The sequence below is a fragment of the Mesorhizobium sp. M0293 genome (assembly GCF_040321735.1).
In the GTDB taxonomy this organism is placed as follows: Bacteria; Pseudomonadota; Alphaproteobacteria; order Rhizobiales; family Rhizobiaceae; genus Mesorhizobium.
In genome coordinates, this window is sequence record NZ_JAMYSA010000021.1 from 66,808 (window position 1) to 74,214 (window position 7,407).

General features: G+C 63.4%; 6 protein-coding genes and 1 pseudogene. All 7 read left to right on the top strand.

The genetic code is table 11. The annotated features are described in order from the left end of the window. The first annotated feature begins 106 nt into the window (after positions 1-106). Positions 107-1,693, top strand: a complete 1,587-nt coding sequence (locus NKJ06_RS10970) for an ABC transporter substrate-binding protein (protein ID WP_352628268.1) — start codon at positions 107-109, stop codon at positions 1,691-1,693. A gap of 16 nt (positions 1,694-1,709) precedes the next feature. Continuing rightward, entirely contained in the window at positions 1,710-2,669 is a 960-nt protein-coding gene (locus NKJ06_RS10975; protein WP_352628270.1) for an ABC transporter permease, read from the top strand. A gap of 9 nt (positions 2,670-2,678) precedes the next feature. Then, positions 2,679-3,503 (top strand): ABC transporter permease, encoded by an 825-nt coding sequence (locus NKJ06_RS10980; RefSeq protein ID WP_352628271.1) that lies wholly within the window; start codon positions 2,679-2,681, stop codon positions 3,501-3,503. Continuing rightward, positions 3,503-5,173 (top strand): ABC transporter ATP-binding protein, encoded by a 1,671-nt coding sequence (locus NKJ06_RS10985; protein ID WP_352628273.1) that lies wholly within the window; start codon positions 3,503-3,505, stop codon positions 5,171-5,173. The genes NKJ06_RS10980 and NKJ06_RS10985 overlap by 1 nt, the downstream gene beginning before the upstream one ends. Positions 5,174-5,233: 60 nt before the next feature. Further along, entirely contained in the window at positions 5,234-6,073 is an 840-nt protein-coding gene (locus NKJ06_RS10990) for an alkaline phosphatase family protein (protein WP_352628275.1), read from the top strand. Between the two features lie 338 nt (positions 6,074-6,411). After that, on the top strand, positions 6,412-6,978 hold the full coding sequence (locus tag NKJ06_RS10995) for a sigma-70 family RNA polymerase sigma factor (protein ID WP_352628277.1): 567 nt from the start codon (positions 6,412-6,414) through the stop codon (positions 6,976-6,978). Beyond that, positions 6,975-7,407 (top strand): annotated as a pseudogene (locus tag NKJ06_RS11000) (anti-sigma factor); the annotation flags it as partial. The gene NKJ06_RS10995 and the pseudogene NKJ06_RS11000, both read left to right, overlap by 4 nt.

Below are 7,407 nucleotides of genomic sequence, written 5' to 3' on the forward strand. Positions count from 1 at the left end.
TGTCGCATTCGGTCTTGCTTACCGCTTTCCCTTGCGGTCATTATTCTCCTCACAAGAAACAAGAAAAACGACCGCAGAGTCGAACCAACAGAGTGAGGAACTCAAAATGTCGAACGAACTGGAATTTCTTAGCCGGCGTGTCGCGTCGGGCAAACTGAGCCGTCGTGATTTTCTCGGTCGGGCGGCAGCGCTCGGCGTCACCGCCCCCTTCGCCAACTCGCTGCTTTCAAGTGCGGCTCGCGCGGCCGGCCCTGTCAAGGGCGGCACGCTTAAGGCCGGCCTGGTCGGCGGTGAATCCACCAACAGCCTCGATCCGGCACTGATGATGACGCAGGTGCCGTTCGCCTTCGGCAAGTGCTGGGGCGAAATGATCGTCGAGCTTTCGCCGGAGGGCAAGCTCGAGAACCGCATCGCCGAGGAGATCGGCTCGTCGGACGACGCCAAGGTGTGGACGCTGAAGATCCGTGACGGCGTCGAATTCCACAACGGCAAGACCGTGACCGCCGAAGACGTTGCCGCCACGCTGGAGCGCCATTCGGACGAAAAGTCGAAGTCCGGCGCGCTCGGCTACATGAAGGGCATCGAAACCATCAAGGCCAGCGGCAAGGAAGTGGTGCTGACGCTGAAGGAGGCGAACGCCGACCTTCCCTATCTGCTTAGCGACTATCACCTGATCGTCCAGCCGAACGGCGGCAAGGACAAGCCAGACGCCGGCATCTCAGCCGGCCCTTACGTGGTCAAGACCAACGAGCCTGGCGTGCGCCATGGCGCCGAGCGCTTCGCCAATTACTGGCAAGGCGACAAGATGGGCCATGCCGACCAGATCGAGGTCATTGTCATCAACGACGCGACGGCGCGTACCGCGGCCCTGCAGGGTGGCCAGGTCAACATGATCAACCGCGTCGAGCCGAAGATCGTCGACCTGATCAAGCGCCTGCCGGGCGTCACCATCCGCAATCACGCCGGTCCCGGCCACTACGTGTTCATCATGCATTGCAACACGGCGCCGTTCGACAACAACGATCTGCGCATGGCGCTCAAGCTGGCCATCGACCGCGAGGAGATGCTGGACAAGATCCTGCGCGGCTACGGCTCCCTCGGCAACGACTTCCCGATCAACGCGTCCTATCCGCTGTTTACCGAGATCGAGCAGCGCAAGTACGATCCCGACAAGGCGAAGTTCCACTACAAGAAGTCGGGCCATGACGGCGCCGTTCTGCTGCGCACCTCGGACGTTGCCTTCCCCGGCGCCGTCGACGCTTCCCAGCTCTTCCAGCAGAGCGCGGCCAAGGCCGGCATCAAGATCGAGCTCAAGCGTGAGCCCGGCGACGGCTACTGGAACGAGGTCTGGAACAAGCAGCCCTTCTGCGCTTCCTACTGGGGCGGCCGCTCGACCCAGGACCAGATGTATTCCACCGCTTATCTGTCGACCGCCGACTGGAACGACACGCGTTTCAAGCGTCCGGACTTCGACAAGATGGTGCTGGCGGCGCGCGCCGAACTCGACGAGACCAAGCGCAAGCAGATGTACCACGACATGGCTGTCATGGTACGCGACGAGGGCGGCCTGATCCTGCCGATGTTCAACCAGTTCATCGACGCGACCGGCGCCAAGGTCGGCGGCTGGATCGACGATCCGCATCAGGAGCTGATGAACGGCTACGCGCTGGCGAAGTGCTGGCTCGAAGCCTGAGCCTGGCCTTGCGGAGATGTCCTCACCCATCTTGAAACTGGTGGCCCAGCGCGTTGCGCTGGGCATTCTCCTCTTGTTGGCCGTTTCGGTCCTGATCTTCGCCGGCACCCAGATCCTGCCCGGCGATGTCGCGCAAGCCATTCTCGGGCAATCGGCGACACCGGAATCGCTCGCCAATCTGCGCGAACAGCTCGGGCTCAACCAGCCAGCCTATATCAGATATTTCCATTGGCTGGGCGGCGTGCTGACCGGCGATCTTGGCACGGCCATGTCGAGCGGGCAGGATATCGCAACGTCGATCAAGGGCCGGCTGTGGAACACGCTGTTCCTCGCCTTCTGGGCGGCGATCGTCGCCGTGCCGCTGGCGATCATCCTCGGCCTGATCGCGGTGCGCTACCGCAATGGCTGGGTCGACAAGCTGATCTCCGGACTGGCGCTCGCCTCGACCTCCTTTCCCGAGTTCTTCATCGGCTATGTGCTCGTCTATTTCTTCGCCGTGAAATGGCAGATATTCCCCGGCATCTCGACCGTCTATGACGGCATGCCGTTCGGCGAACGCATGCAGGCGATCGCCTTGCCGGCGACGGCGCTGACGCTGGTCGTGCTCGCCCACATGATGCGCATGACGCGTGCGGCGATCCTCAACGTCATGCAGTCGGCCTATGTCGAGACGGCGGAACTGAAAGGCCTGTCGGCCTTCAACGTCATCCGCAAGCATGCCTTCCCCAATGCCATCGCGCCGATCATCAACGTCGTCATGCTCAACCTAGCCTACCTGATCGTCGGCGTCGTCGTGGTCGAAGTGATCTTCGTCTATCCGGGTATGGGACAATATCTGGTCGACCACGTCACCAAACGCGACGTGCCGGTGGTGCAGGCGGTCGGACTGATCTTCGCCGCTGTCTACATCAGCCTGAACATCATTGCGGACATAGCGGCGATCGTCGCCAATCCGCGTCTCAGACATCCAAAATAAGGGGCGGATATGCTCGATATTAAACGCATCCCCATCCCTGCCCTGATCGGCATAATCCTGACGGCACTGTTCGTGCTGGCGGCGGTCGTCGCACCGTGGATCGCACCGCACGGCAATGGCGAAATCGTCGGCGACGTATGGGAACCGATGTCGGCTAGCCATTTGCTTGGGACCGACAATCTCGGCCGCGATCTCCTGTCGCGCATGATCTACGGCGCCCGCATCACCCTGTTCATCGCGGTGCTCGCCACCGCGCTGTCGTTCTCGCTCGGCGCCATCCTCGGCTTCTCGGCGGCGGTCTTCGGCGGCTGGTTCGATACGCTGCTGTCGCGCCTCGTCGATCTGCTGATGTCGATTCCGACGCTGATCATGGGCTTGGTCGTGCTCTCCGTGCTGCCGACCAACCTGGTGACGCTGATCCTGGTGATGGGCATTCTCGACTCGACCCGCGTCTACCGCCTGTCGCGCGCGGTCGCCGTCGACATCAACGTCATGGACTATGTCGAGGCGGCGAAACTGCGCGGTGAGGGCAGCGCCTGGATCATCTTCCGCGAGATTCTGCCCAACGCATTGTCGCCGTTGGTTTCGGAACTCGGCCTGCGCTTCATCTACGCCGTGCTGTTCCTGTCGACGCTGTCATTCCTCGGCCTTGGCGTACAGCCGCCGGACGCCGACTGGGGCGGCATGGTCAAGGAAAACAAGGACGGCATCGTCTTCGGCATCGCGGCCGCACTCATCCCGGCGGCGGCGATCGCCCTGCTGGCGATTTCCGTCAACCTGGTCGCAGACTGGGTGCTCAACCGGACGACAAGCCTCAAGGGAGGACGCGGGTGATGGCCGACAGCAAAGCGAAGCCCGGGCAACCAAAGTCAGGCCTGCTGCTCGACATCCGCAATCTGCGCATCGAGGCGACTGTCTTCCCGCCGGGCGAACCGCCCAAGAACATCGTGCTGGTGCACGATGTCTCGCTGACACTCGAGAAGGGCAAGGTGCTTGGGCTGATCGGCGAATCCGGCGCCGGCAAGTCGACCATCGGCCTGTCGTCGATGGGCTATGGACGCGGTGGTGTGCGCATCACCGGCGGTGAGGTCATCCTGAACGGCCGCGACATCCTCAAAGGCGGCAAGGACGGCTTCCGCAAGCTGCGCGGCCGCGAGGTCTGCTATGTCGCGCAGTCGGCCGCAGCGGCCTTCAACCCGGCGCACCGACTGATGGACCAGGTGGTCGAAGCCACGCTGCTGCACGGCACTGCGACGCGCGCCGAGGCTGAAAAGCGTGCCGTCGCACTGTTCAAGAAGCTCAGCCTGCCGAACCCCGAAACCATCGGCGAACGCTTTCCGCACCAAGTCTCGGGCGGCCAGCTGCAGCGCGTGATGACGGCGATGGCGCTGTGCTCCGAGCCGGACCTGATCGTCTTCGACGAGCCGACCACGGCGCTCGATGTGACGACCCAGATCGACGTGCTGGCGGCTATCAAGGACGCCATCCGCGATACCCATGTGGCGGCGCTCTACATCACGCATGACCTCGCTGTCGTCGCCCAGGTTTCCGACGAAATCATGGTGCTGCGTCATGGAAGGCTGGTCGAATGGGGCGGCACAAGGCAGATCATCAAGGAGCCACGCCAGGAGTACACCAACGCGCTGGTGTCGGTGCATGAGATCGAGCATGCCGAACAGAAGCCCGGCACGTCGCCATTCCTGTCGGTGAAGAACGTCACCGCCGCCTATGGCCGCAGCCACATCAAGGTGCTGAAGAACGTCTCGGTCGACATCTATCCGGGCCAGACGCTGGCGGTCGTCGGCGAGTCCGGCTCCGGGAAGTCGACACTGGCGCGCGCCATCACCGGTTTGCTGCCGCCAGAAGAAGGCACTGTCACCTTCGATGGGCGTCCGCTGGCAAACCGGCTGGCCGACCGGCCGAAGGAGGATCTGCGGCAGTTGCAGATGATCTACCAGATGGCCGACGTGGCGATGAACCCGCGTCAGACCGTCGGCACCATCATCGGCCGGCCGCTGGAGTTCTATTTCGGCATACGCGGCCGCGAGCGCGACAAACGCGTCGCCGAACTGCTCGACAAGATCGAGATGGGCAAGGGCTTTTCCGACCGCTACCCGGCCGAGCTTTCCGGCGGCCAGAAACAGCGCGTCTGCATCGCTCGCTCACTTGCCGCCAAACCCAAGCTGATCATCTGCGACGAGGTGACTTCAGCACTCGATCCGCTGGTGGCACACGGCATCCTCGAGCTGCTGCTTGAGCTGCAGAAGGAGGAGAACGTCGCCTACCTCTTCATCACGCATGACCTGGCGACGGTGAAGTCGATCGCCGACTCGATCGCGGTGATGTATCGCGGCGAGGTGGTGCGCTACGGTCCGAAGAGCAAGGTGCTGAGTCCACCCTTCGACGCCTATACCGATCTTCTCCTCTCTTCGGTTCCGGAAATGGAGATCGGCTGGCTGGAAAAGGCGATCAAGGGACGGCGCATGGCCAGCGCGGGGAACTAGGGAATTCGTGGCATAAGCCGCGAAACCATCCTTCAACAACAAAGCCTTCCGGAGTCGCCCATGGCGCTCGCGACAAAACTGTTGCTGATCATCCTCGACGGCGTGCCCTACAGGAACTGGCGCCGGCTGATGGGCAATCTCGAAGGCTGGGTGCAATCGGGCGAGGCGCGGGTCTGGAAGATGCGCTCCGTGCTGCCGTCGACCTCGGCTTGCTGCTATGCCTCGATCCATACCGGCGTTTCGCCCCAGGTGCACGGCATCCTCTCCAACGAGAACCGGTTCCGCGTGGCGCAGCCCGACATCTTCTCCGAAGTCAGCAAGGCCGGCGGCAAGACGGGTGCTGTGACCCATTCGTATTGGTCCGAGTTCTTCCGGGCCTATCCGTTCGACCTGGTCGAGGACATGGAATTCGACGAGCCGAGCGGGCCGATCACGCATGGCCGCTTCCACACCATGACCGGTTACAATGCCCGCAACCAGATGACGCCAAGCGATGTCGACCTGTTCGCGACGCTGACCATGCTGACCAAACGCCACGGCATCGACTACGGCATCCTGCACACCTGCACGCTGGATTCGATGGGCCACCGCTTCGGCCATGATTGCCACGAGATGGACCATGCCGTCTATGCGATGGACGGCATGCTGGCTGCCTTCCTGCCACGCTGGATCGAAGCCGGCTATGAGGTGATGGTCACCGCCGACCATGGCCAGACCGACCGTGGTCATCATGGCGGCCATGACGATGAGATGCAGGATTTCGCGCTGTATTATTTCGGCCCCGGCGAGGGGCCGCAGGCCGATACGCTGCTCGACCAGCTGCAGCTTGCGCCGACAGTGCTGAGCCGGCTGGGTGTTCCCGTGCCGGAGACGATGAAGGCGAAGCCGTTTTTGGGGTGAGAAGCGGTTCGCGCAGCAGACGAAAAGCCAATTTTCTTGGCTTTTCGAGCTTCGAACGCCCCCTGAGCCTGCGAAGGGCTCGGGCGGTGGACGATCCGCCCCGCCGGGTCCCCGCTGCTTCGCCGCGTCCCGGCGTTCGCCGGCCTTTCATCGTGCCATTGGCACGATGAATTCGCTTCGCGAACCGGCTGCTCACCCCACAAGGGGAGAAGGGAAGATCCTGCCTCTGGCAACACCTAATGACTTCGGTTAGCCTCCCAAAAATTCCTTGGCGGAGGATGAACCTTTTTGGGCCGATCAGCGACAGAGCAGACAGGAGCCAGGCGGCTCGACCGGCCATGACGGCAGCGACGGAGACCGATCGCGCGCTTGTCGACCGGGTCGCGAAGGGCGACCGTGCCGCCGTGCGGCTCCTGTTCATGCGTCACCACGCGCGGGTCTACCGCTTCGTGGCGCGCCAGACGGGATCGGAGATGATGGCTGACGATATCGCCAACGAAGTGTTCCTCGAGCTATGGCGCCAGGCGCCAGGCTTCGAAGGGCGCTCCGAAGTCTCGACATGGCTGCTCGGCATCGCCCGTTTCAAGGCGCTGTCCTTGCTGCGCAAGAAGAAGGAAGCCTGGATCGACGACGAGGCCGCCGCCGCGGTGCCTGACAGTGCCGACACGCCGGAAGTCGTCACCATGAAGGAGGACAAGGCTGCCGCCCTGCGCCGCTTCGTCGACGCCTTGCCGGAAGAGCACCGCGTGGTGATCGATCTTGCCTATTATCATGGACAGTCGGTGAACGAGATCGGCGAGGTGCTCGACATTCCGGTCGCGACCGTCAAGACCCGGATGTTTTACGCCCGCAAGAAACTCGGTGAGGCCCTCAAGGCCGCCGGTTACGACAGGGGGTGGCCATGAGCGCCGCTGAAAAAATGTCGCGCCGCGACGAAATGGAAATGCTGCTGCCGTTCTATCTGAACGGCTCGCTGGAAGGTTCGGACCTGGAAGCCGTCGAGGAATGGCTGGCCAGCGATCCGGCGGCACTTGCCGCCCTTGGTGAGGCCGAAGCCGAATTCTCCGGCACGGCGGCTGCCAACGAAGCGATCCGTCCGCCGGCCGACGCGCTGAGCCGCTTCGCCAGGGCGCTCGATGCCGAGGCCGGACCGGCGCGAGCGCCGGCAGGATCGTCCTGGCTGGCGCAGGCCTGGGGCCGCTTCATGGCGGTACCGGTCGGCGTCGCCTGGGCCGCCGCCGCGGGTGGGGTGGGCCTGGTCATGGTTGCGTCGTGTTTGGGGCCCCGCGGCCAGGGGGAGGGGTTGGGTGGTGGGGGGGCGCGAGGCGGGCATG